The organism is Rhizobium sp. GW821-FHT14E12 (assembly GCF_058803745.1).
Genome location: NZ_JBXAPH010000001.1, coordinates 197,435 through 220,201, shown reverse-complemented (window position 1 = coordinate 220,201; position 22,767 = coordinate 197,435). Strand labels below are relative to the sequence as shown.

Genomic DNA, 22,767 nt, shown 5'->3' with positions numbered 1-22,767 from the left:
ATGAAATACTGATTTCAGCATCAACGGGTTTATCCCGAAAACAGAACAGTGGATAGTGGTCCCAACAAATGGAGACCTCAAATGAATCCAATATTCACATCAGTCCATGTCAGCCGCTACTCGCTTCCCAACCGCCTCGTCATGGCACCCATGACCCGCAGCCGTGCCGCCTTCGACGGCACGCCCGGCGAACTGGCTACCGACTACTATGCCCAGCGCGCCAGCCTTGGCCTGATCGTCACCGAAGGCAGCCAGCCTTCCGATGACGGCCAGGGCTACCTGATGACGCCAGGCATTTACACGCCCGCTCACATCGCCGGCTGGCGCAAGATCATATCCGCCGTCCACGACAAGGGCGGCAAAATCTTCATCCAGCTCATGCATGCCGGTCGTATGAACCACCCTGACAACACGCCGCATCATCGCCAGGGTGTCGCACCGTCCGCGATCGCGCCAGGGACGGGCATGTTCACAATGACAGGGATGAAGGACATTCCCACACCCCGAGCGCTGACGACGGAAGAGGTGCGCCAGACCGTCGCCGATTTCCGCAATGCGGCGCGCTCTGCGATCGAGGCGGGTGCTGACGGCATCGAGATCCACGGCGCGAACGCATATCTCGTCCAGCAGTTTTTCGCACCGAGCGCCAACACGCGCACGGACGAATATGGCGGCTCCGTCGAGAACCGCGCCCGCTTTGCCATCGAGGTGGCTTCAGCCATCGCCGAGGAAATCGGTGCGGATCGCACCGCGATCCGCCTGTCCCCCGGCACGACGATATGGGGTATCGACGAAGGCGCAGAAGGGCCGGCTCTCTACCGCTACCTCGTTGGGGAACTCAACAAGCTCGGGCTTGCCTACCTGCACATCATGCATCTGGGCAACGAGACACTGGTCGCTGACATCCGCCAGCTCTGGCACCAATCATTCATCCTCAACCGTCCAGGTCGTCCGCGTCACCAGATCGGCACCGACGTGGCGTCAGGGCTGGCCGATCTGGAAGCCTATGGTCAGATGGTGCTGGCCAATCCTGACTTCGTCGCGCGATTGAAGACGAATGCGGCAATGAACGTGGCCGATCCGACGACCTATTATGGCGGCGGAGCAGAGGGCTATACGGATTACCCTACGCTCATCCCCTCAGCCAACGCGAATTCATGACAGGAGGCTCGATATGACCCAATCACAGCATCCATCGACCTCTGCAATTCGTGAAGCGTCGGGCGGCGCAGATGCTGCAGCGAGATTGAAAGTCCTGGTCGTCGGTGCGACAGGGTTCCTCGGTGCAAAGATCCTGCGCAACCTCGCCTTTGACGAAAACGCGGCCGTCCTCGCCATGTCGCGTAAGGGCGCTCCCTCAGGCGGGGTCGCCGGCGTCGAATGGGTACGCGGCGACATGATGGACCCGGCGTCGCTGGATCGCGCCTTGCAGGGCGTCGACGTCGTCGTCAGCTCGGCAAACAGCTACATGAAGGGCAGCCTAGAAACCGACTTCCAGGGCAACAAGAACCTCATCGAGGCAGCGGCACGGGCAAAGGTTAGCAGATTTGTCTTTCTCAGCATCGTGAGCTGTGAGGCGGCCTCGGCAGTGCCTCACTTCCACGCCAAGAAGGTGGCTGAGGATCTGATCAAGAAATCGGGCGTGCCTTATGTCTTTGTCCGCGCGCCCTCGTTTCTCGACCAGAGCACGGACTATATCGCAAAGGCCGTAAAAGCTGGCAAATTCCAGGGCATCGGCGACAAGACCACCAGGTGGTCCTATGTTCTGACGGATGACCTTGCCTCCTATCTTGCGAAGGCGGCAACGTATCAAGGGACCGAAATCGCCAACCAGACGATCGATGTCGGCTGGAGTGACGGTCCGAAGAACCAGCAGGAGCTGGCCGACATTGTCTCCGATGTCATCAATAAGCGTCTGAAGATCCAGATCATCCCATGGTGGATCGTTCGAGTGGCGGCGGGGCCGGTCAAACTGTTTTCCGAGCTCGGGTATGATCTGATCCAAATGTTCCTGTTCTTCAGGACGGGGCTCTACGTCTCGAACATCTCCAAGCACGAGCGCTTCTTCGGACCCGCTCCGGCATCCCACGACGTGATCACGCGGTGGGCACGAGATCAGCAGCTCATTCCGTAAGACCTAGGGATGGCATTTCAACAATGGCGAGACGATGCGCCAGCATACGAGAAAATGGCACGTGGTAGCGGAGTCGCCCCACGCCGCCCGTCTCTCCAAAAGGAGATAAGCATGACCCATTCTGCAACGCCCGAGAGGGACAATAGTACTGAACCACTGGCCAAAGGTCGGGCTCTGCGGCTGCACGCCTATGGCGGCGCTGACAGCTTGAAAGTCGATACGGTTCGTGCTCCCGAGCCGGGGCAGGATCAGGTCCTGGTCCAGGTCAAAGCCGCTGGCATCAACGGAATGGATTGGAAAGTCCGTGAAGGCTATCTGCGCGAAAGGTTCAATTTGGTGTTGCCCGCCACCCTTGGCATCGAAATGTCGGGCGTCGTGCTCAAGGTCGGATCGAACGTCAAAGACGTGAGCGTGGGAGAAAGGGTCATGGCTGCGCTCGGTGGCCTCGGCGCCTATGCCGACCATTTGGTGATAAACGCCGACAAGCTCGTCAGGACACCTGCAAACCTGTCAGACATTGACGCGGCAGCGCTGCCGGTGGCGGCGATGACGGCATGGCAAGTCCTCCAGGTCCCTGAATTCGACCTTCAAGGAAAACGGGTGCTCATCCACGGTGCGGCTGGCGGCGTAGGTAGCTTTGCTGTTCAATTCGCCAAGGCGGCAGGTGCGACCGTCTATGCCACAGCCTCGACAAAGAGCGTGGCCCATGTCCTGTCCCTCGGCGCTGATGAGGTGATCGATTACCAAAAGCAGAAGTTCGAGCTTGTTGCGAACAACATCGATCTCGTTGTCGATCTCGTCGGCGGTCCCGTCGTGGACACGTCGTGGGCTATCCTGTCGCACAATGGCATCCTGGTGAGTATCGCTGCAACCGACGTGGTCGCGCGGTCACCGGAAGGCCGTCGGGGCGTTTGGTTCTCGGTCAAGCCTGACACGGCTCAGTTGGCCAGCATCGCCCAACAAGTCGCCGATGGCTCCCTACGATCAGTGATCGCCGAAGTCGTTGCCTTCGAGGACCTGGCCGAGGCCATCGAGCGCAACCGTACCGGTCACGCGCCCGGAAAAACCGTTGCAGACTTCACCCGCTGATTATTCGGCACATCGTATTTTCTACCCCAAGGCAGACATCCTGGCCGCTGTTTTATTGAATGCGGCAACCACTTTTAGGCCGCTATCGCCATCCACAACATCCCCAGGCGCGAAATGCTAAGGTGTGTCCGATTGGTAGATGAATTCAATGGCTTGATATGCGAACGCGAGGACAGATGACGAATAAAGCTGATCAGGCCAAAGACGTTGTCGAACGACTGTCAACTTGGGCAGACGTCACGACAAGACCGCTGTTCGGTGCCATCGCTCTGTATCGTGGAGACCATGTCTTCGCCATGGTGTGGAAGGGAGCGGTCTATTTCAAAGTAGACGAAAACACCCGAAAAGATTTCGACGCGGCAGGGTCGCACGCCTTGGAATATCATAGCCAAGGCAAACCCCAAGCCCTCAAGTCCTACATGGAAGCACCGGCCGATGTTTTGGAAGATGACGAGACATTGGTTCAATGGGCCGAAAAGGCGTATCGCGCCGCAATAAACAGTCATCACTGACTGCGGCCTCTATCGTCGACATTCTGCGCTTTGAACGGATTTCCGCTCGAACTTGCTCTGGCTTTGTAACATCCCATCGTCGTTACGGCAGAACACCGAACGGTAGCTGTCTCCGTCAAGTCGCGAAAATAACAGTGGCTTACCCTTCCTACAATCTCGGCCTCGGGGGGGGTTATGGATTCACAGTCTAGTACGCTCGCCAAACGGTGCACGGAATTGTCACTGACGTGCTCCCTTTACTGTCGAGCATAACGCATCGGATTGGCGAACAGCAGGTATGGCTATTAGTCCCTTGGAAAGCTGCCGGCCCCAAAGCTGTCGTCAATACCACCGCCTGCTGATTACCGGTCTTTCTACTTCGCCAGCTCCGCCAACTGCGTCATAACCACAGCCGCCCCCTGTAACCTCTTCTCCGGCGTCGGCAAATCGCGCGTCAGGAACACGCTATGGTCGGGGCGGATCTTCGCCATGGTGCCCTGCTTGGCGATATAGCCGACGAGGTTGGCGGGGTTTGGGAATTCCTTGTTGCGGAACTGCACGACAACACCCTTGGGGCCGGCATCCAGCTTTTCGACATTGGCGACGCGGCAGAGCGACTTGATGTAGACGATCTTCAGGAGATGCTGCACCTCGATCGGCATCGGTCCGAAACGGTCGATCATTTCCGCGCCAAAGCCGTCGATTTCCTTGATTTCGGTGATCTCGCCGAGGCGGCGATAGAGCGCCATGCGCAGATGCAGGTCCGGCACGTAGGCGTCGGGGATCATGACCGGCGTGCCGACGGAGATCTGCGGTGACCAGCCGGTGTCCTGGATCTCGTCGACACCCTTGACCTCGGCAACGGCCTCTTCGAGCATCTGCTGGTAGAGTTCGAAACCGACTTCCTTGATATGGCCGGACTGTTCCTCGCCGAGCAGATTGCCGGCGCCGCGGATATCGAGGTCGTGGCTGGCGAGCTGGAAGCCGGCGCCGAGCGTGTCGAGCGATTGCAGCACCTTGAGGCGGCGCTCGGCCGTCGTCGTCAGCACCTTGTTGACCGGAAGCGTAAAGAGCGCGAAGGCGCGTACCTTGGAACGGCCGACGCGGCCGCGCAGCTGATAGAGCTGCGCCAGGCCGAACATGTCGGCGCGGTGCACGATCAGCGTGTTGGCCGTGGGCACGTCGAGACCGGATTCGACGATGGTGGTCGAGAGAAGCACATCGTAGCGACCTTCATAGAAGGCGTTCATGATGTCCTCGAGCTCGCCGGCCGGCATCTGGCCGTGGGCGACGGCAACCTTCAGCTCCGGCACATCCGATTGCAGGAAGGCGTGAATGTCGGCAAGATCGGCGAGGCGCGGGCAAACATAGAAGCTCTGGCCGCCGCGATAATGCTCGCGCATCAACGTTTCGCGGATCACCAGCGAATCGAAAGGCGAGATGAAGGTGCGGACCGCCATGCGGTCGACCGGCGGCGTGGTGATCAGAGACAATTCGCGCACGCCGGTCATGGCGAGCTGCAGCGTGCGCGGGATCGGCGTCGCCGACAGCGTCAGCACATGCACGTCGCTCTTCAGCTCCTTCAGGCGCTCCTTATGCTTGACGCCGAAATGCTGCTCCTCGTCGATGACCAGCAGACCAAGATTGGCGAACTGGATGCCGGCGCCGAGCAGCGCATGCGTGCCAACGACGATGTCGGTCTTGCCTTCAGAAACTTCCTTCTTGGTCAGTGCCAATTCCTTGGCTCCGACAAGGCGGGATGCCTGTTGTATGCGGATTGGCAGGCCACGGAAGCGATCGGTGAAAGTCTTAAAGTGCTGACGCGCCAGAAGCGTCGTCGGCACGACGACCGCGACCTGCGCGCCGTTCATGGCAGCAACAAAGGCGGCGCGCAGCGCCACTTCCGTCTTGCCGAAACCGACGTCACCGCAGACGAGTCGGTCCATCGGCCGGCCGGCGCCGAGATCGTCGCGCACCGCCTCGATGGCGTTCATCTGGTCTTCGGTCTCGTCATAGGGGAAACGGGCGGCGAACTCGTCATAGAGGCCATCCGGGGTGCTGAGCACCGGTGCATGCCGCGTCAGGCGCTCGGCCGCGATGCGGATGAGCGCGCCGGCCATATCCAGCAGGCGCTTCTTGAGCTTGGCCTTGCGCATCTGCCATGCGCCGCCGCCCAGCTTGTCGAGCTGCGCTTCGGTGCCCTCGCCGCCGTAGCGCGACAGGAGATCGATATTTTCGACCGGCAGGAAAAGCTTGGCCTCATCGGCATATTGCAGCTCGAGACAGGCATGCGGCGCACCCGCCGCTTCGATGGTTCGGAGGCCGACAAAACGGCCGATGCCGTGTTCGGCATGGACGACGATCGAGCCCTCGTCGAGACCTGCCACTTCCGAGATGAAATCGGCGGCGCGCTTGCGGCGCTTGGAGCGGCGCACCATGCGGTCGCCGAGAATGTCCTGCTCACCGATGACGACGAGATCGCCAACTTCAAAACCGGCTTCCAGGCTCAGCACAGCTGCGGCCGCCTCGCCTTTCGCCAGCGTGGCGAGATCCTTGAAAGCCTCGACCGTCTTGACGCGGGCAAGCCCATGTTCGGCAAGCACCTGCAAGAGGCGGTCGAGCGAGCCTTCCGTCCAAGCCGTGATCATTACCTTGCCGCCGGCGGCGCGGCGTTCGGCTATGTGTTTGACCACGGAATCGAAGACATTGACGCGCTCGGCGTCCGCGTTTTCGGTCGCGGACCGCGCCCAGCGCGGACCCTGACGGGCATCGATGTTGATGACGCGGCGAGCCTCGCCCTCATGCTCGTTGAAAGGCGAGATGCGGATGGCGTTGAAGGCATCGAGCGCCTTGGAAAGGCTGCCGCCGTCGAGATAGAGCTGGCCTGGCGTTACCGGCTTGTACGGCGTGCCCTGGGACATCTGGCTCTTGGCCGGCTGTCCGGAGTTCAGGCGGGCATCGTAATAATCGAAAACGAGCTTGGAGCGCTCCTCGGCGGCTTCACGCACCGTATGATCCGTGACCAGCCGGAAGCCTCGGAGGTAGTCGAAAACCGTCTCCAGCTTCTCGTAGAACAGCGGCAGCCAATGTTCCATCCCAGCATAGCGGCGGCCCTCGGAGACAGCGACATAGAGAGCGTCATCGCGCGTTGCGGCACCAAATGAGGAGAGGTAATTCTTGCGGAATCGGCTGATCGTATCCGGCGTCAGCGTCACTTCGCTCATAGGATTGAGATCGAGAGAGCGGACCTGACCGGTCGTGCGCTGGCTGGCGGGATCGAAGCTGCGGATGCTTTCCAGCGTATCGCCGAAGAAATCGAGGCGCACCGGCTCTTCCGTTCCCGGCACGAAGACATCGAGGATACCGCCGCGCACGGCATATTCGCCGACTTCGCGCACGGTCGCGACGCGGTCGAAGCCGTTGCGCTCCAGACGGCCGGCGACGTCGTCCATCCGGACCTGATTGCCCGGCCGGGCCGAGAAAGCCAGGCTCTCGATCACATCCTGCGGCGCCACTTTTTGCAGCATGGCATTGACCGTCACCAGTACGATCGCCGCATGCGGCTTGCGATGGTAGGCGATAAGGCCGCTCAGGGCCGCGAGACGGCGGGCCGAGGTGTCGGAGCTGGGTGATACGCGGTCATAGGGAAGGCAATCCCAGGCAGGCAGCGGCAAAACCGGAATTTCGGGCGCGAGGAAACCAAGCATCTGCTCGACATCGGCCATATGCTGGCCGTCCGACATCACATAAGCGATCGGCTCACCGGTGCGGGCCAGTTCGGCCAGCAGGAAGGGCTCCATGCCCGCAGGAACATGGCCAACCGTCAGCGGCTCGCTCGCCGCGAGCAGTTTCTTCGCGTCGAACCCTGGGATCATCTGGTTATCCCAAGCCTTTCCGCGACCTCTTCAAAATCCGGCTTATAGGCGGCCACACGCTTGAAAAGCGGCGTCTGCAGATGCTCGGGCACCGGCAGCGTTCCGAGGATCCACCGGACGAGATCATTGTCTTCCTCATCCATGATGCGCTCGAACTCATCGAGATCGGCCTCGCTGAGTCCCGGCAATTCGTTGTCGGCGAACTGGCCGAAAACGAGATCCATCTCGCGGAGGCCACGGTGCCAGCAGCGAAACAGGATACGGCGGCGGCGGGGATCGAGATCGGCACTGCTGAGTGTCAGCCCAGTCATCACAAAAACCTTTATGTTGATGCGTCTCTATAAAACCAGCCTTGGAAGGTGGGAACCGCTTTTTCGGAAAAAAGCGCCTGACATTCAATTTTCCGGGGAGTGTGTGCCTCGCGGAAGCCTCCGTGGCGGTCAGCTCTTGCCAAGACTACCCTCCCCGTCGCATTTTGCCGGCCATGCGACCCGCCATCCTCGACCCGTTATTTGCGTCCATTTCTTCGCTGCCCGGCGTTGGGCCGAAGGTCGCCGAGCTGCTGGTGAAGCTGCTCGACCGGGAAACCATCGACGATTGCCGCGTCATCGATCTCCTTTTTCATGCGCCACACTCCATTATCGACCGACGGGAGCAGCCGGGCATCGCGCGGGCGCCGCAGGGCGCGATCGTCACCATTACCGGACGCGTCGACCGCCACCAGCCGCCGCCGAACCCGCGCAGCAACGTGCCCTATCGCGTCTTCCTGCATGACGAGACCGGCGAACTCGGCCTGGTATTCTTCCGCGGCAAGGCGCAATGGCTGGAAAAGCAATTGCCGATCGATGAGACGGTCACCGTCAGCGGCAAGGTCGACTGGTTCAATGGCCGCCCGTCGATGGTGCATCCCGACTACATCATGCGCGAAAGCGAAGCGCAGAACCTGCCATTGGTCGAACCCGTCTATCCGCTGACGGCGGGGCTCGCGCTGAAATTCCTGCGCAAGACCATCGAGGCGGCGCTGACACGCTTGCCGCAACTGCCGGAATGGGATGACGAGGCGCTGGCGCAGAAGCAGGGCTTCCCCTCGATATCCGACAGCTTTCACATGCTGCATTCGCCGCGCGACGCCGCTGATCTCGACCCGCAGGCGCCGGCCCGCCGCAGGCTTGCCTATGATGAATTCCTGGCCGGGCAATTGTCGCTGGCGCTCGTCCGTCAACGGCTGCGCAAAGTCGCGGGACAGCCCGTGCATCCGACTGGAGACATCAGCCAGAAGATATTGGAATCCCTTCCTTTCTCCCTGACGAATAGCCAAACGGCAGCCATTGCCGATATCCTCAAGGATATGGCGGGCACCGAGCGCATGCTGCGACTGCTGCAAGGCGATGTCGGCGCAGGAAAGACGCTCGTCGCGCTGATGGCGATTGCGGCCGTCATCGAAAGTGGCGGCCAGGCCGTATTGATGGCGCCGACGGAAATCCTGGCGCGACAGCATTATGCGACCATCGCGAAATTCGCCGCCAACGCCAATCTCTCCGTCGAAGTGCTGACCGGCCGCACCAAGGGTCGCGAGCGCGATGCCATCCTCGAGCGCATCGCTTCCGGTGAGGCACAGATCATCATCGGCACGCATGCGCTGTTCCAGGACAGCGTCAGCTATGCGAACCTGATGCTGGCCGTCGTCGACGAGCAGCACCGCTTCGGAGTCCACCAGCGCCTGCGGCTGACGGCGAAGGGCATCTCGCCGCACATGCTGGTGATGACCGCAACTCCGATCCCGCGCACGCTGGTGCTAGCCGCCTTTGGCGATATGGATGTTTCCAAACTCACCGAGAAGCCGGCCGGCCGCAAGCCGATCCAGACGATCACCATCCCGACCGAACGAACCGGGGATATCGTATCCCGGCTGAAGAGTGCGCTGTCAGAGGGCAAGAAAGCCTATTGGATTTGCCCACTTGTGGAAGAATCCGAAGAATCCGATTTAATGTCCGTCGAGGAGCGGCATGGAACGCTCGTCAAGGCGCTTGGTCCCGGCATAGGCCTGATCCACGGCCGCATGAGCGGGCCGGAAAAAGATGCCGTGATGATGGCCTTCAAGAACGGCGAAATCCGGCTGCTGGTTGCCACGACGGTCGTCGAGGTCGGTGTCGACGTGCCGGATGCGACGATCATGGTGATCGAACATGCTGAGCGTTTCGGCCTGGCTCAGCTACACCAGCTTCGCGGCCGCGTCGGACGTGGCGACGAAGCCTCGACCTGCATCCTGCTCTACAAAGGCCCGCTCGGCGAGACCGGCCATGCGAGGCTATCGATCATGCGCGATACCGAGGACGGCTTCCGCATTGCCGAGGAGGATCTGAAGCTGCGTGGCGAAGGCGAGCTGCTCGGCACGCGCCAGTCCGGCACGCCCGGCTTCCGCATCGCCAGCCTCGAGGCCCATGCCGATCTTCTGGAGATCGCCCGCAAAGACGCCGCCTATCTGATCGACCGCGATCCGGACCTGACCGGCGAGCGCGGCATGGCGGTACGCACCCTGCTCTATCTCTTCCGCCGCGACGAAGCGATCCGGTTCCTGAGAGCCGGATAGTTGGACGGACGCAGCAGGCGCGTCCATCCCTCTCAAAAGCTATTACTTGGCAGACAAGCCAGGGATCGTCACCTGGAACACCTGGAACATGGTGTCGACGTCAGCCCCACCTTCACCCTTGTAGGCGGCGCCCACCTGAAAACCGTCCTGTGTCAGGAAGTCGTTGTCATTGGCGACGAACAGGAAGTAGTCGTCCGGCAGCTTCGGATCGAGAACGCTGACGAACGACATGGCCTCCCACTTTTCGGAGAGGTTGTTGCGATCGTTCGGTGCGCCGTTATGGAGACCGAAGCGGCCAAGGGTGGCGCTATCGTTGATGTCGATCAACTGGCTAACCGTTGCGGGCTTCACCGACGCATCAAGAACACCCTTCGGAGCAACCGGCGTGTCGGCATCGAATTTGCTGCCGGCGATATCGGTGGCAGTCGAGATGTCTACGACGTTGATGCTGCGGTAGAGCGACTTTTCGCCTTCCATGCCGTAGCCGTTGTTGCTGTCGCGCGCCAGCATCAGGAAGCTCGTCGGCGAAAGCGCCACGATTTCGCTCTGAGCAGCGACAGCCGTCTTGCCCTTGTTGTTGGTGAAGACCGGCAATGGCACGACATATTCATGCACCAGCTTCAGATGGGCCAGGTCGGTGGCATCGTAGACCAATGCGCGAGTGTTCTGCCGGGTCGAACCGGAATCGCCGCCGTCCTGGCGCGTCGCCGATTGCAGCACGGCGATCAGGAACTTGCCGTCCGGGGTCATCGACATGCCTTCGAGGCCCTGATTGTTCTGGCGTCCACTGGTCGGATCCTTGGGGTCGGGCGCGCTTTCGCCGGGGCCGGGATTGTTCGAGGCGAAGTTCACGGCGCCGTTACGCATCGGCAGCAGCGCCGCCGGCGGCGGCGTGGCGGACATCATGCGGCCCTCGGCGGAGAAGCGGTAGATATAGGGACCATATTCGTCGCTGATGAACATGGTGCCATCGGCCAAGCGGACGATGGCTTCGTTGTCGAGCGAGATCTTGCCGTTCGGTGCTTCAGGCAGCAAGGGCATGCCATCTTCCGGATGGCGACTGCCACCCGAGGGATCGAGGCCGGTGGTGTCGGCGCCCTTGTTGTCGGCCAGCAGCATGGTGTCGGCCAGCTTGGCAACGACGCCCGATTGCTCCTTGCCAGCCGGCGGCGTTGCGCCTGGGGCGACCGGTATCAGTTGAACGTCGATGGTGTTGAGGCGCGGACGATAATCAGTGGTGCCGACGACGTTATAGCCACGATCCGGCAGCAGCCATAGCGATCCCTTGTAGGAGCCATCGGCATTGCGCACCCAGTTCTTGGCGTCGATCGACATGCCCGAACCCGAGCCAAAGGTTTCACCGAACTTGTCGCGCTGGTTAGCCGGGATACGGCCGACAGCGACGAGGCCCTTGTTCACCAGCGTGACGCCACCGACGGCGACGGAACTATCGGCGAAGGCCACGACCGGCATTGCGAAAACGCAAGTGGCGAGCGCTGCCGACAGCAGCGGCAAACTCATTGAACGCAAATTTCTCACGGCAATATCCTCCTAATGAAAACTCTTTGTGCTGGAATGGCGTTCATCTCCCGATCGGTCGAAAACCATGTCGAACGATAGTGTCAGGCTCCGTTGAGCCGAAAACATTCGACCATGAGATGTGCCCGCCTGCCCTTCCGGCAACCGGTCTAGAACGGCAATATGATAGGGACATGACAGTTCGATCCGGCTGATGCGACCGGCTGGCCGGATGATCGCTAGCATAACGTTCCGCTCGTCCGCCACGACATCTTGAGATTGAAACCGTGCCGCATTTGGCGTAGGTCGTTCCTAAGCCTGCTGCGAACCTTGTTTGCGATGTCCTCGCAATAATCGCCGTTAACGCCACAATATAGCGAAGGGTTTCACTCCATGAAGACGTCTGCTTCTGTCGCTGTTCTCGCGATGGCATTCACCGCAATCCTGGGCCTCTCGGCCTGCGACGATCAGTCGAATTCCACTGCCGCCAGCAATCAGTCCTCGGCCGATACGGCATCGAAGCTGGCGAACAGCGCAAAATTAAACGACTACGTGCTGGCCTATAATGATCTCATCGGGGATTCCGGCCTGCTGGCGCAATATCAGGCCTATCAGAACGCCAATATTTCGAAGAGCGCGACCTCCGACAATATTACCGAAGTCAGCAAAGGCTCGCTCGAACGATCCGCGGACAAATTGAAGGCGGTGCGCGGCGCAAAGGGCGATGCGTCCACAGAACTCGATACCGCCGCCGACAAGCTGATCTCCGCGCTTGGTCAGGCCGTGCCCCGCCTCTCCGGCCTGAATGTCTACTATGCCAGCAAGGCCTACATGGAAGACGGGCTCGCGCGCGGAAAGCGCGAGGATCCGTTGATGCTTGCCGATTTCCAGACTGCGGCCGCCGCGCTGGAGGAATTCCATCAGCAATTGCAGAAGGAGCTTGATCGTCGGGAACAAGCCGAGCTTGCCAAGATCAAGGAACGCGGGGACATGCCGGTCTATCAGACACGGCTTGCCCTCAGCCAGGCGAGACAACTGGTCGATCTTCTCAATAGTTCGGAAGATCCTGGTAAGCCTGCTCTACAGAGTCAGATAGACGCAAAGATCACCGATCTGGAAAAGACATTAGAGGATCAGCGCGCCGCCTTGGCAAAAGCCAAACAGGAAGGCGGCAACAGCGTCAATACTCCTCTTCTTGATGGCATCAACGACAGTTTGACCGGAATGGTCGGCGACTTCCGCCAGATCAAACAGGATCCCACGCCGGACAAATATCAACTCGTCGTCACCCGCTTCAACAGCGCGATCGAAATGTTCAATAGCGTGAGATAGAAGCGTTGCATCGCAGGGACTGGCCGGCGCGCGAGCTACCGTTCCAACACGCGATCTCGCATTAAGACAGGGATTTCATCGGGACGGGCGGCGGCAATTCCTTGGCTGCAATCAGCTTCTCCCGATATTCGGGCGAGACCAGGCCACCCGAAATCAGAAGCTTGGCCCCGTCTTCCGGGCTCATGTCGAGAAGCGTGATTTTCTCGCGCGGCACGAAGATCAGGAAACCGGCTGTTGGTACTGGGGTCGGCGGCAGGAAAACCGCCACCATATCATGCCCCATGGCATTGAATTTCGAGGCGATTTCGCCTTTGGCATCAGTCGAGACGAACACCATCGACCAGAGACCGGGGCTCGGATATTCGATCAACCCGACCTTCTTGAACGACGTCCCCTGCTCCTTCAGCACGGTTTCGAAGATCTGCTTCAGGCTCTTGTAGATGGTTCGCACCAGCGGCACGCGCTGCACGATCGACTCCCCGAAGCGAACGATGCTCTGGCCGATCAGGTTCTTGGCGAGGAAGCCGATGATGGTGATGAAGATCATCGCGATCACCACACCCGTACCGGGAACGGCGAAGTTCAGATAGCTCTCGGGATCGTAGCGCGCGGGAATATAGGGTCGGACCCAGCTATCGGCCCAATGGATGACAGACCAGGTTAGCCAGAGCGTGATGGCAATCGGCGCGCAGATAATGAGGCCGGCCAGGAAATTGTTTCTGAGCCGTGTCGCCACGGACATTTTGATGGGCTTTTCCGTCATTCGCCGTTCGAAAACTCCGTTCCGTCGCCAACCGCTAACCGGCAAATTCCCCCACCACCTCCTTGATGAATCGTGCCAGAAATCGGCGCAGTGCACAACCCGGCAGCCACGCCACCGGGCCGGATATCGGCCCAGTTCACGACGACGTTATCACACGAAAATAAATGAGGCCGCGCCTTACTCCACCGTCACCGACTTGGCGAGATTGCGTGGCTGGTCGACATCCGTGCCCATGAAGACGGCCGTGTGATAGGCGAGCAGCTGGATCGGCAGCGAGAAGATCATCGGCGCGATGATTTCATCGACAACCGGCAGGACGATCGTCGCCATCGTCGGCAGCGTGGAGGCAGCCGCCCCCGCCTCGTCGGTGATGAAGATGATACGGCCGCCACGAGCCGCCACTTCCTGCATGTTGGAGACGGTCTTGTCGAAGAATCGATCATAGGGCGCAATGACGATAACCGGCATGTTCTCGTCGATCAGCGCGATCGGACCATGCTTCAGTTCGCCGGCGGCGTAGCCTTCGGCATGGATATAGGAGATTTCCTTGAGCTTCAGCGCGCCTTCCATGGCGAGCGGGAAGCTGGTGCCGCGGCCGAGATAGAGCACGTCCTTGAACTTGGAGATTTCGCGGGCAAGGCTTTCCATCTGCGGCTGGATGATGTTCAGCACCCTTGCCATGATGCGCGGCATCTCGACAAGGTGGCGTACCATCGCGTTTTCGTCCTCGGCGCTCACCGTGCCGCGCGCAACGCCCGCGCCGATCGCCAGTGATGCCAGAACGGCAAGCTGGCAGGTGAAAGCCTTGGTCGAGGCAACGCCGATCTCCGGGCCGGCCATGATCGGGAACACCGCATCGGATTCGCGCGCGATGGTCGATTCCTTGACGTTGACGATTGCGCCGATCTTCAGGCCGTTGTCCTTGCAATAGCGCAGCGACGCCAGCGTATCGGCGGTTTCGCCGGACTGCGAAATGAACAGCGCTGCCTGCGAGGGCGACAGCGGCATCTCGCGATAACGGAATTCGGAGGCGACATCGATTTCGACCGGCAGGCGGGCGTAGCGCTCGAACCAGTATTTGCCGATCAGGCCGGCGAGATAGGCCGTGCCGCAAGCCGAGATAGCAAGTCCCGATACACCCTTGAAATCGATCGCCGACGCATTCGGGCGCAGCCGATGACCGACGAAATCGACATATTGGCTGAGCGCATGGGAGATCACCTCCGGCTGTTCGTAGATTTCCTTTTCCATGAAGTGGCGGTGATTGCCCTTGTCGACGACATAGGCGGTCGCCTGCGATATCTGCCGGGGGCGGCTGACTTCCTTACCGTTGAAATCGAGGATCGTGGCGCTATTGCGCGTGATGATCGCGCAGTCGCCGTCGACGAGATAGGTGATCTCGTTGGTGAAGGGCGAAAGTGCAATGGCATCCGAACCGAGGAACATCTCGCCATTACCGAAACCGACGGCGAGCGGCGGACCGGAGCGGGCCGCCATCAGCGTATCGGGATCGCTCTGGAACATGATCGCGAGCGCATAGGCGCCGGTGACGCGGTTCAGCATCTTTAGCATCGCCGCGCGCGGATCAAGGCCCTCGCCGACGTATTTCGCCAGCAGATGCGCGACGACTTCCGTGTCCGTCTGCGTGGTGAACACCCTGCCCTCGGCCTTCAATTCCTCGCGCAATTCGGAGAAATTCTCGATGATGCCATTGTGGACGACTGCGACGCCTTCGATGAAATGCGGATGGGCGTTGGTCTCGTTCGGAACGCCGTGCGTCGCCCAGCGCGTATGGGCAATGCCGGTGACACCGGCCAATGGCTCGGCCTCAAGCCGCTTCTCCAGATTGAAGAGCTTCCCTTCGGCGCGGCGGCGATCCATCACGCCGTCATGAATGGTCGCGACACCCGCCGAATCGTAACCGCGATATTCGAGACGCCGTAAGGCATCCACCAATCGCGCCGCTACCGGCTTCGTTCCGACAATCCCAACAATGCCGCACATGCAACTCTCCGTCTGGCCTCAAATAAGAAGGCAAGTCCTAATGATTCTAACAGTTTTCACAATTACCGCGACGGTCACTTTCGGTTTCCAACCGTTACGCGACCGCAAGCGAAATACTTAATGGCTGCCTTTTTTTGCTGCCTTGATGGCCAGGGCTCTTTCGCGGATGACCTTGGCGCGGCCGGGTTTCACCTCCTGGCGCGCACGGCCGAAGGCAAGTGCATCCGCGGGGACATCCTCGGTGATCACGCTGCCGGAGGCAACATAGGCATTGTCGCCGATACGCACCGGCGCCACCAATGAGGAGTTGGAGCCGATGAAGCTGTTGGCGCCGATATGGGTCTCGTGCTTGTTGACGCCATCATAATTGCAGGTGATCGTGCCCGCGCCGATATTGCTGCCGGCGCCGATCGTGGCGTCACCGATATAGGTCAAATGGCTGACCTTGGCACCCTTGCCGATCTTGCCGTTCTTCACTTCGCAGAAGTTGCCGACCTTCGAGCCATCGGCAAGATCCGCGCCGGGGCGCAGCCGTGCAAACGGGCCGACCGTGGCGGTGCCACTGACATGAGCGCCTTCGATATGCGAGAAGGCATGGATAACCGCCCCGCCGTCGATGACCGCGCGGGGGCCGAAGACAACGTTCGGCTCGATCAGCGCATCCGGGCCGATCACCGTGTCATAGGCGAGAAACACCGTTTCCGGTGCGATCATCGTGACGCCCGAAAGCATCAGCTCATGACGGCGACGCTCCTGCCAGAGGCGTTCTATGAATGCGAGTTCGGCGCGGTTGTTGCAGCCGGTCATTTCCACTTCCGGCGCATCAACGGCAACGGCGCGGCCGCCGAGCGAGCGGGCGATTTCCACCAGGTCAGTCAGATAGTATTCACCCTTGGCGTTGCTGTTGCCGATGCGGTCGAGCAGATCGAGTGCCCTGCGGCCATTGATCGCCATCAGGCCGCTGTTGCACCAGGTCACCGCCAGTTCGGCGTCCGTTGCGTCCTTCGCCTCACGGATGGCGATCAGTTCGCCGTCCTTGACCAGCAGCCGGCCATAGGCATTCGGATTTTCCGTGTGAAAGCCGATGACGACGATATCGTTGCCGTCGGCAAGTCCCTTTCGGGCGGCGCGCAGCGGCACGTCGGTGAGCAGAGGCACATCGCCGTAAGCGACGATAATATCGTCATAGCCCCGGGCGATCGCCTCGCGCGCGGCCAGCACGGCATGCCCGGTCCCCAGACGCTCCTTCTGCAGATAGGCCTCGACCTCGATGCCACCGATATCGGCGGCGGCAGCCACCTCCTCCGCATTGCGGCCGACAACGAGGGCGGCGGCGGAAATATCGGTCTTGGCGATCGCTTCCATCACATGCGCGATCATCGGACGGCCGGCGATCGGATGCAGCACCTTGGAGACCGACGACTTCATGCGGGTGCTGTCACCGGCGGCGAGGATGATGGCGAGGCAGGTGCGTTCCATTTCAAGCTCCGAAAGATACGACTCGGCGAGGCCTATGCAGGCTTCGCTTTCTCTTAGCAACTAGTTGAATGGGGAACTACGGCGAATTTGGATATGTCGCTCAGGCATCAGCAAGCGCCGCGAAGGCTTCCAGCACATGCTGGCGGCCATCGAAAATCACGAACTCCATCGCCTTATACGCGGTCGGTCCATCGTGATCCGCGATAGCGTCGACAATCGCCATGTGCGTATCGGCGATATTGGCGAAACCGTTGCTGGAGGGAGGCGCGCTCATGCGGAACATGCCGACCAAAGCAGCTTCGATCAGGCCGCCGAGCGACCGCATGAAGGGATTGTGGGAGGCTTCAGTGATCGCCAGATGGAAATGAAGGTCGGCGAGCGCGAGACTATCCGCCGTATGCTCCGGCGCGGCCATTGCCAGCGCCAGCCGCCGCAGCAGCTCGATTTCTTCCGCGCCGGCCCGCTCGGCGACGAGACTGGCGGCAAATGGTTCGAAGGCCAGGCGAATATCATAGAGATGAAGCAGGAACTCTTCGTTCACGCCACTTTCGAAGTGCCAGGTCAGCACCTCGTTGTCGAACATGTTCCAGTGGATCCTCTCGGTGACGCGGGTGCCGACCCTGGCGCGCGGGACGACCAGTCCTTTTGCCGCCAGCGTCTTCATGCTCTCGCGCAGAACCGTGCGCGATACCTTGAACCGTTGCAGAAGATCGCTATCGCCCGGAAGGATGCCGCCGATGGGAAAAACGCCCGCCACAATCGCCTTGCCGAGATCATCGACAACCTGAGCATGGCTCGTTCGTGATTTTCCTTGGCCTTTCCGTGTCTCAAGCAATCTGCTGCGCAACCGCTCTGTCCTTCCCTTAGGCGTAACGTCGATTGAAACGGGAAAGTAACAGAAGCCCCTTCTGCATCAAAATAAACGCAAAAAGCAGCAGCCCGATCAAGATCTTCGTCCACCAGCTGGAAAGTGTTCCGTCAAAGGTGATGTACGTCTGGATCAAGCCCTGTATGAGAATCCCGATCAGAGTCCCCCCGACGAACCCTGCTCCCCCCGTCAACAACGTTCCGCCGATAACCACCGCGGCAATGGCGTCGAGTTCGACACCGACCGTGGCAAGCGAATATCCGGCGGATGTATAGAGCGAAAAAACGATTCCGGATAGACCGGCCAAAAAGCCCGACAAAGCGTAGATCTGCATCGTCGTGCGCGCGACCGGAACCCCCATCAACTGCGCCGTCTGCACACCGCCGCCCAGCGCGTAGACATTGGCGCCAAAGCGGGTGCGATGCGCCAGCAGGATGCCGGCGGCAAAGACGATAAGCATCACGCCGCCGATCACCGTCAGGCGGCCGCCGCCCGGCAGCAACAGATACATGTCGCTAAGCTGCGAATAGAAATCATGCTCGATCGGGATACTGTCGATCGACAGGACAAAAGCGATGCCGCGCGCCAGAAACATCCCCGCCAGCGTGACGATGAAGGGCGGCATGGCGAGGTAATGGATGATCGCCCCCATGCCGGCGCCGAAGGCTGTCGTGATCACAAGAACAATCGCGAAGGCGAACAAGGGATGGATCGAGGTGTCGCGCAGGACGATCGCCAGGAAAACGCCGGTAAAAGCGATGACCGAGCCGATCGACAGATCGATACCGCCCGAGATGATCACGAAAGTCATGCCGACGGCGGCAATTCCGAGAAACGCGTTGTCCGTCAGCAGGTTACCGGCCACCCGCGTCGATAGCATGGTCGGATATTGCAGCGCGCAGCCGGTATAGGCGAGGATGAAAATGACGATCGTTGCGAGCAGAGGAAGATATTTCGAATTCACTTTGCCTGCTCCTCACGGATCATCTGCGCCTCGTCACGCCGACGCCACAGGAACGTCGTCACGGACTGAAGGGCGGGAGACTGGATGACCAGAATAATGATGACGATGACGGCCTTGATCACCAGATTGAACTCCGGCGGAAAGCCGGAGAGCAGGATGCCCGTATTGACCGACTGGATGATCATCGCGCCGATCAATGAGCCGACAATGCTGAAACGACCGCCGAGAAGGGAATTGCCGCCAACGACCACGGCCAGGATCGCATCCAGCTCGAGCCAGAGGCCGGCATTGTTGGCATCCGCGCCCTTGATGTCGGCAGAAACGATGATGCCGGCGATGGAGGCGCAAAGTCCGCTCAGCGCATAGACGGCGATCAGCAGTATCGGCGTCTGGATGCCGGACAGCGTGCTGGCGCGGCGATTGATCCCGATGGCCTCGACCAGCATACCGAGCGCGGTGCGCCTAACAAGCACGATGACCGCAAGCCCCACAGCAAGCCAAACGACGACGGGCATCGGCAGCCAGGCAAAAGATCCGCTACCGAAGAAGATGAGCCCGTCATTGTTGAAGGTCAGGATGACGCCTTCGGTGATCAATTGCGCGATGCCACGGCCCGCGACCATCAGCACCAGCGTGGCGATGATCGGTTGAATGCCGAGAACCGCGACCAGAAATCCGTTCCACAATCCGCAGGCAATCCCGACGCCGATGGTCAGCAACAGCGTATAGGCGAGCGAACCTCCGGCAACGATCGTCGAGGCAGCAACAGCGCCGCAAATTGCGATCACCGCGCCGACCGAGAGATCGATGCCCTTGGTGGCGATGACCAGCGTCATGCCGATCGCCAGAAGCGCTACCGGCGCACCGCGATTGAGGACGTCGATGACGCTGCCGTACAATCTGCCATTCTGCATTTCCAGATTAAAGAAATGCGGGAACATAATGAAATTCAAAAGAAGAATGGCAGCCAAGGCAATGAGCTGCGGCATCAATCGAAACAAGGATGCCTTGATCTGGGAACTCATGCGTCCTCCCGCTTGCTCTGCGCCGTGGCGATGGCGTCGACGATATGGCTGGCGGTTATGTCGCTGCCAGTCAACTCTGCAATATGCTCGCGGTCGCGCAGCACAATAACGCGGGAACTATAGGCCACAAGCTCCTCCAATTCGGAGGAGATCACCACCAGCGACATACCCTGCTTGCAGAGATCCTCGATCAACCGAATGATTTCCGCATGCGCGCCGACGTCGATGCCGCGCGTCGGCTCATCCAGAATGAGGAAGCTCGGATTTGTCGCCAGCCAGCGCGCCAGGATGGCCTTCTGCTGGTTACCGCCGGACAGGAGCCTGATCGGCTTTTCACGGTCGGTGGTGCGAATATCCAACGCCTTGATGTAACGGTCGGCGATCGCGTTCTGCTCGCCGCGTGACAGCGGACGTGCCCAGCCGCGACGGGCCTGGAGCGCCATGACGATATTCTCGCGAATGGAAAGATCGCCGATGATACCGTCTGTCTTGCGATCTTCCGGGCAGAAGCCAAAGCCGTTCTTGATGGCGGCGCGCGGAGACGAAAGGCTTACCGGCTGCGCGTCGATCCTTGCCTCGCCGCTGTCGGCGCGCTCGACGCCGAACATAACCTCCGCGGTTTCCGTGCGCCCGGAGCCAAGCAGGCCAGCAATCCCGACCACCTCGCCGACGCGAACCTCAAGGTCGAAGGGCTTGATCTTGCCGCGTTTGCCAAAATTGGTGAAATGGTACTTCGCAGGCCCGCTTTCGCTGGCCGCCTCCTTCACACCCGCCTCGATTTCGGCGAGTTCGCGGCCCAGCATCATTGCGATCAGGGTCTGACGTGACAGGCCCTCCGCATCACGCGTACCGACCAGACGACCGTTGCGAAGAACGGTTATGCGGTCGCAGATCTCATAGACTTGCTCCAGAAAATGCGTAATGAAAACAATCCCCAATCCGCGCTGCTTCAAATTTCGGATGATGCCGAAAAGCATGGCGACTTCCTGGGTGTCCAGGCTCGCTGTTGGCTCATCAAGGATCAGGACCTTGCCCGAGAGATCGACAGCACGCGCGATCGCAATCACCTGCTGGATCGCGACGGAGAAGCGATCCAGCTGTCGGCTGACATCGATGTCGATGCCGTATTGCGACAACAGATCCTTCGCCATGGCATTCATCACGCGGGTGCTGATCATGCCGAAGTGCTTCGGCTGGCGGCCGAGAAACAGGTTCTCCGCAACGCTCAAGTTCGCAAGGAGGTTCACCTCCTGATAGACCGTGCCGATGCCAAGCTTCTGCGCCGCCAACGTGTCGTGCGGATCGATCTCGGCGCCCTCGAGAGCAAGGCTGCCCGCGTCGCGGCGATAGGCGCCGGTCATGCATTTGATGAGCGTTGACTTCCCGGCACCGTTTTCACCGAGAAGCGCATGAACCTCGCCCCGCCGCAGCGTGAAATCGACATGGTCAAGGGCGGTGGAACCGGGAAAATATTTGCAGAAACCAGTCGCGGTCAGAAGGCGCTCGACATCGTGAGCCATGGAGCAAGAATTTCCTTGGATTGAGCGGTATAAAAAACGCGGAACTGCCGTTCGCCTCGCGCATCGGCAATTCCGCGCCGAGAAATCGCACCGACCGGTTTCCCGGCCGATGCGACCCGTTTTCTAACTCAGTAGCCCAGGTCCTTCTTCGCCTCGTAGACCTTCTCCGGGTCGTCAGCCTGCGTGTACAGCTTGGACTCGGTCTGGATCCACTTCGGCGGCTCCTTCTTGGTCTTCAGATAGGCGTCGAGCGCATCGAAGGCGGGACCGGCCATGTTCGGCGTCAATTCCACCGTCGCGTTCGCTTCGCCTGCCGCCATGGCCTTGAAGAGATCCGGAACCGAATCGATGGACACGGTCAGGATGTCCTTGCCCGGCTTCAGGCCGGCTTCCTTGATCGCCTGGATGGCGCCGACGGCCATGTCGTCATTGTGAGCGTAGAGCGCGCAGATATCCTTGCCGCCGTTCTCCGCCTTCAGGAAGCTTTCCATGACTTCCTTGCCCTTGGCGCGGGTGAAATCGCCCGTCTGGCTGCGGACGATCTTCAGGTTGTCATGGCCTTTGATGGCTTCCTCGAAGCCCTTCTTGCGTGCGATCGCCGGCGAGGAGCCCGTCGTGCCCTGGAGCTCGACGATGTTGCACTTCTTGTCGCCGACATTCTTCACCAGCCAGTCTCCGGCAACCTTGCCTTCGTGGATCTGGTCAGAGGTAACAGCCGTCAGGTAGAGATCCTTCGGCGCGTTGATCGTACGGTCCAGCAAGATGACCGGAATCTTGGCTTCCTTTGCTTCCTTCAAAACGGAATCCCATCCCGTTTCCACGACCGGTGCCAGCAAAATTGCATCGACACCCTGGGCGATGAAGGAGCGAATCGCCTTGATCTGGTTTTCCTGCTTCTGCTGCGCGTCGGCAAACTTGAGATCGATGCCGCGCTTCTTGGCTTCCTGTTTGGTCAGGGTCGTTTCCGCGGCGCGCCAGCCGGATTCCGAACCGATTTGCGAGAAGCCGACGACCAGATCCTTTGCCGATGCGGACGTAAACATGCAGGCGGCAAGAATGGTGGCACTCACCAGTGCAGTCTTCAATTTCATGATATCCTCCCAAAGGGCCATCTC

At 60.2% G+C, this 22,767-nt stretch carries 17 protein-coding genes; 6 read left to right on the top strand and 11 right to left on the bottom strand.

The genetic code is table 11. From position 1 onward, the window contains the following. The first annotated feature begins 81 nt into the window (after window positions 1–81). The 4 genes from AC1RO0_RS01120 to AC1RO0_RS01105 all read left to right on the top strand — a co-directional run bounded on the left by AC1RO0_RS01120 (window position 82) and on the right by AC1RO0_RS01105 (window position 3,735). The gene (locus AC1RO0_RS01120) at window positions 82–1,161 is read left to right on the top strand and encodes an alkene reductase (protein ID WP_498591139.1); all 1,080 of its coding nucleotides are present in this window, start codon (window positions 82–84) and stop codon (window positions 1,159–1,161) included. Window positions 1,162–1,174: 13 nt separating this feature from the next. Beyond that, the gene (locus AC1RO0_RS01115; RefSeq protein ID WP_498591138.1) at window positions 1,175–2,134 is read left to right on the top strand and encodes an SDR family oxidoreductase; all 960 of its coding nucleotides are present in this window, start codon (window positions 1,175–1,177) and stop codon (window positions 2,132–2,134) included. 111 nt (window positions 2,135–2,245) lie between these two features. Next, complete coding sequence (locus tag AC1RO0_RS01110) at window positions 2,246–3,223, top strand: NADP-dependent oxidoreductase (protein WP_498591137.1); 978 nt, start codon at window positions 2,246–2,248, stop codon at window positions 3,221–3,223. A 176-nt stretch (window positions 3,224–3,399) separates the two neighbouring features. Beyond that, the gene (locus AC1RO0_RS01105; RefSeq protein WP_498591136.1) at window positions 3,400–3,735 is read left to right on the top strand and encodes a TfoX/Sxy family protein; all 336 of its coding nucleotides are present in this window, start codon (window positions 3,400–3,402) and stop codon (window positions 3,733–3,735) included. A gap of 353 nt (window positions 3,736–4,088) precedes the next feature. Here AC1RO0_RS01105 and mfd read toward each other — a convergent pair whose 3' ends face one another. Together mfd and AC1RO0_RS01095 are read right to left on the bottom strand one after the other, a co-directional pair. Further along, the gene (mfd, locus tag AC1RO0_RS01100; RefSeq protein WP_498591135.1) at window positions 4,089–7,589 is read right to left on the bottom strand and encodes a transcription-repair coupling factor; all 3,501 of its coding nucleotides are present in this window, start codon (window positions 7,587–7,589) and stop codon (window positions 4,089–4,091) included. Continuing rightward, window positions 7,586–7,900: an FAD assembly factor SdhE gene (locus AC1RO0_RS01095; protein ID WP_368511549.1), complete on the bottom strand. Its 315-nt coding sequence runs from the start codon at window positions 7,898–7,900 to the stop codon at window positions 7,586–7,588. The genes mfd and AC1RO0_RS01095 overlap by 4 nt, the downstream gene beginning before the upstream one ends. Before the next feature lie 173 nt (window positions 7,901–8,073). Between AC1RO0_RS01095 and recG the strand changes: the two genes are divergently transcribed. Then, window positions 8,074–10,179, top strand: coding sequence for an ATP-dependent DNA helicase RecG (gene recG / locus AC1RO0_RS01090; RefSeq protein WP_498591134.1), 2,106 nt, complete (start codon window positions 8,074–8,076; stop codon window positions 10,177–10,179). Between the two features lie 42 nt (window positions 10,180–10,221). Here recG and AC1RO0_RS01085 read toward each other — a convergent pair whose 3' ends face one another. Then, a complete protein-coding gene (locus AC1RO0_RS01085) occupies window positions 10,222–11,718 on the bottom strand; it encodes an esterase-like activity of phytase family protein (RefSeq protein ID WP_498591133.1) in 1,497 nt (498 codons plus the stop codon). A 372-nt stretch (window positions 11,719–12,090) separates the two neighbouring features. Here AC1RO0_RS01085 and AC1RO0_RS01080 point away from each other — a divergent pair, with 372 nt between their 5' ends. Next, window positions 12,091–13,029, top strand: a complete 939-nt coding sequence (locus tag AC1RO0_RS01080; protein WP_498591132.1) for a YiiG family protein — start codon at window positions 12,091–12,093, stop codon at window positions 13,027–13,029. A 61-nt stretch (window positions 13,030–13,090) separates the two neighbouring features. Here the strand turns inward: AC1RO0_RS01080 and AC1RO0_RS01075 are convergent, their stop codons facing one another. The 8 genes from AC1RO0_RS01075 to ytfQ form a co-directional block, all read right to left on the bottom strand. Then, entirely contained in the window at window positions 13,091–13,792 is a 702-nt protein-coding gene (locus AC1RO0_RS01075) for a DUF502 domain-containing protein (protein ID WP_153365663.1), read from the bottom strand. Window positions 13,793–13,969: 177 nt separating this feature from the next. Next, window positions 13,970–15,796 (bottom strand): glutamine--fructose-6-phosphate transaminase (isomerizing), encoded by a 1,827-nt coding sequence (gene glmS, locus AC1RO0_RS01070; RefSeq protein ID WP_498591131.1) that lies wholly within the window; start codon window positions 15,794–15,796, stop codon window positions 13,970–13,972. 117 nt (window positions 15,797–15,913) lie between these two features. Then, window positions 15,914–17,275: a bifunctional UDP-N-acetylglucosamine diphosphorylase/glucosamine-1-phosphate N-acetyltransferase GlmU gene (gene glmU, locus AC1RO0_RS01065; protein ID WP_498591130.1), complete on the bottom strand. Its 1,362-nt coding sequence runs from the start codon at window positions 17,273–17,275 to the stop codon at window positions 15,914–15,916. 100 nt (window positions 17,276–17,375) lie between these two features. Beyond that, a complete protein-coding gene (locus AC1RO0_RS01060) occupies window positions 17,376–18,122 on the bottom strand; it encodes a FadR/GntR family transcriptional regulator (protein ID WP_498591129.1) in 747 nt (248 codons plus the stop codon). A 16-nt stretch (window positions 18,123–18,138) separates the two neighbouring features. Then, the gene (gene yjfF, locus AC1RO0_RS01055; protein ID WP_498591128.1) at window positions 18,139–19,107 is read right to left on the bottom strand and encodes a galactofuranose ABC transporter, permease protein YjfF; all 969 of its coding nucleotides are present in this window, start codon (window positions 19,105–19,107) and stop codon (window positions 18,139–18,141) included. Then, entirely contained in the window at window positions 19,104–20,132 is a 1,029-nt protein-coding gene (locus tag AC1RO0_RS01050; protein ID WP_498591127.1) for an ABC transporter permease, read from the bottom strand. The genes yjfF and AC1RO0_RS01050 overlap by 4 nt, the downstream gene beginning before the upstream one ends. After that, the gene (gene ytfR / locus AC1RO0_RS01045; RefSeq protein ID WP_498591126.1) at window positions 20,129–21,652 is read right to left on the bottom strand and encodes a galactofuranose ABC transporter, ATP-binding protein YtfR; all 1,524 of its coding nucleotides are present in this window, start codon (window positions 21,650–21,652) and stop codon (window positions 20,129–20,131) included. The genes AC1RO0_RS01050 and ytfR overlap by 4 nt, the downstream gene beginning before the upstream one ends. A gap of 128 nt (window positions 21,653–21,780) precedes the next feature. Continuing rightward, a complete protein-coding gene (gene ytfQ / locus AC1RO0_RS01040; RefSeq protein ID WP_007693510.1) occupies window positions 21,781–22,743 on the bottom strand; it encodes a galactofuranose ABC transporter, galactofuranose-binding protein YtfQ in 963 nt (320 codons plus the stop codon). Between the last annotated feature and the right edge of the window lie 24 nt (window positions 22,744–22,767).

Excerpts from the sequence above, each read along its gene's own strand:
- AC1RO0_RS01105 (WP_498591136.1), top strand. The coding sequence starts at position 3,400 with ATGACGAATAAAGCTGATCAGGCCAAAGACGTTGTCGAACGACTGTCA.
- ytfR (WP_498591126.1), bottom strand. The coding sequence starts at position 21,652 with ATGGCTCACGATGTCGAGCGCCTTCTGACCGCGACTGGTTTCTGCAAA.
- mfd (WP_498591135.1), bottom strand. The coding sequence starts at position 7,589 with ATGATCCCAGGGTTCGACGCGAAGAAACTGCTCGCGGCGAGCGAGCCG.
- AC1RO0_RS01095 (WP_368511549.1), bottom strand. The coding sequence starts at position 7,900 with ATGACTGGGCTGACACTCAGCAGTGCCGATCTCGATCCCCGCCGCCGC.
- glmU (WP_498591130.1), bottom strand. The coding sequence starts at position 17,275 with ATGGAACGCACCTGCCTCGCCATCATCCTCGCCGCCGGTGACAGCACC.
- AC1RO0_RS01075 (WP_153365663.1), bottom strand. The coding sequence starts at position 13,792 with ATGACGGAAAAGCCCATCAAAATGTCCGTGGCGACACGGCTCAGAAAC.
- AC1RO0_RS01110 (WP_498591137.1), top strand. The coding sequence starts at position 2,246 with ATGACCCATTCTGCAACGCCCGAGAGGGACAATAGTACTGAACCACTG.
- AC1RO0_RS01050 (WP_498591127.1), bottom strand. The coding sequence starts at position 20,132 with ATGAGTTCCCAGATCAAGGCATCCTTGTTTCGATTGATGCCGCAGCTC.
- AC1RO0_RS01080 (WP_498591132.1), top strand. The coding sequence starts at position 12,091 with ATGAAGACGTCTGCTTCTGTCGCTGTTCTCGCGATGGCATTCACCGCA.
- ytfQ (WP_007693510.1), bottom strand. The coding sequence starts at position 22,743 with ATGAAATTGAAGACTGCACTGGTGAGTGCCACCATTCTTGCCGCCTGC.
- AC1RO0_RS01115 (WP_498591138.1), top strand. The coding sequence starts at position 1,175 with ATGACCCAATCACAGCATCCATCGACCTCTGCAATTCGTGAAGCGTCG.
- recG (WP_498591134.1), top strand. The coding sequence starts at position 8,074 with ATGCGACCCGCCATCCTCGACCCGTTATTTGCGTCCATTTCTTCGCTG.
- glmS (WP_498591131.1), bottom strand. The coding sequence starts at position 15,796 with ATGTGCGGCATTGTTGGGATTGTCGGAACGAAGCCGGTAGCGGCGCGA.
- AC1RO0_RS01120 (WP_498591139.1), top strand. The coding sequence starts at position 82 with ATGAATCCAATATTCACATCAGTCCATGTCAGCCGCTACTCGCTTCCC.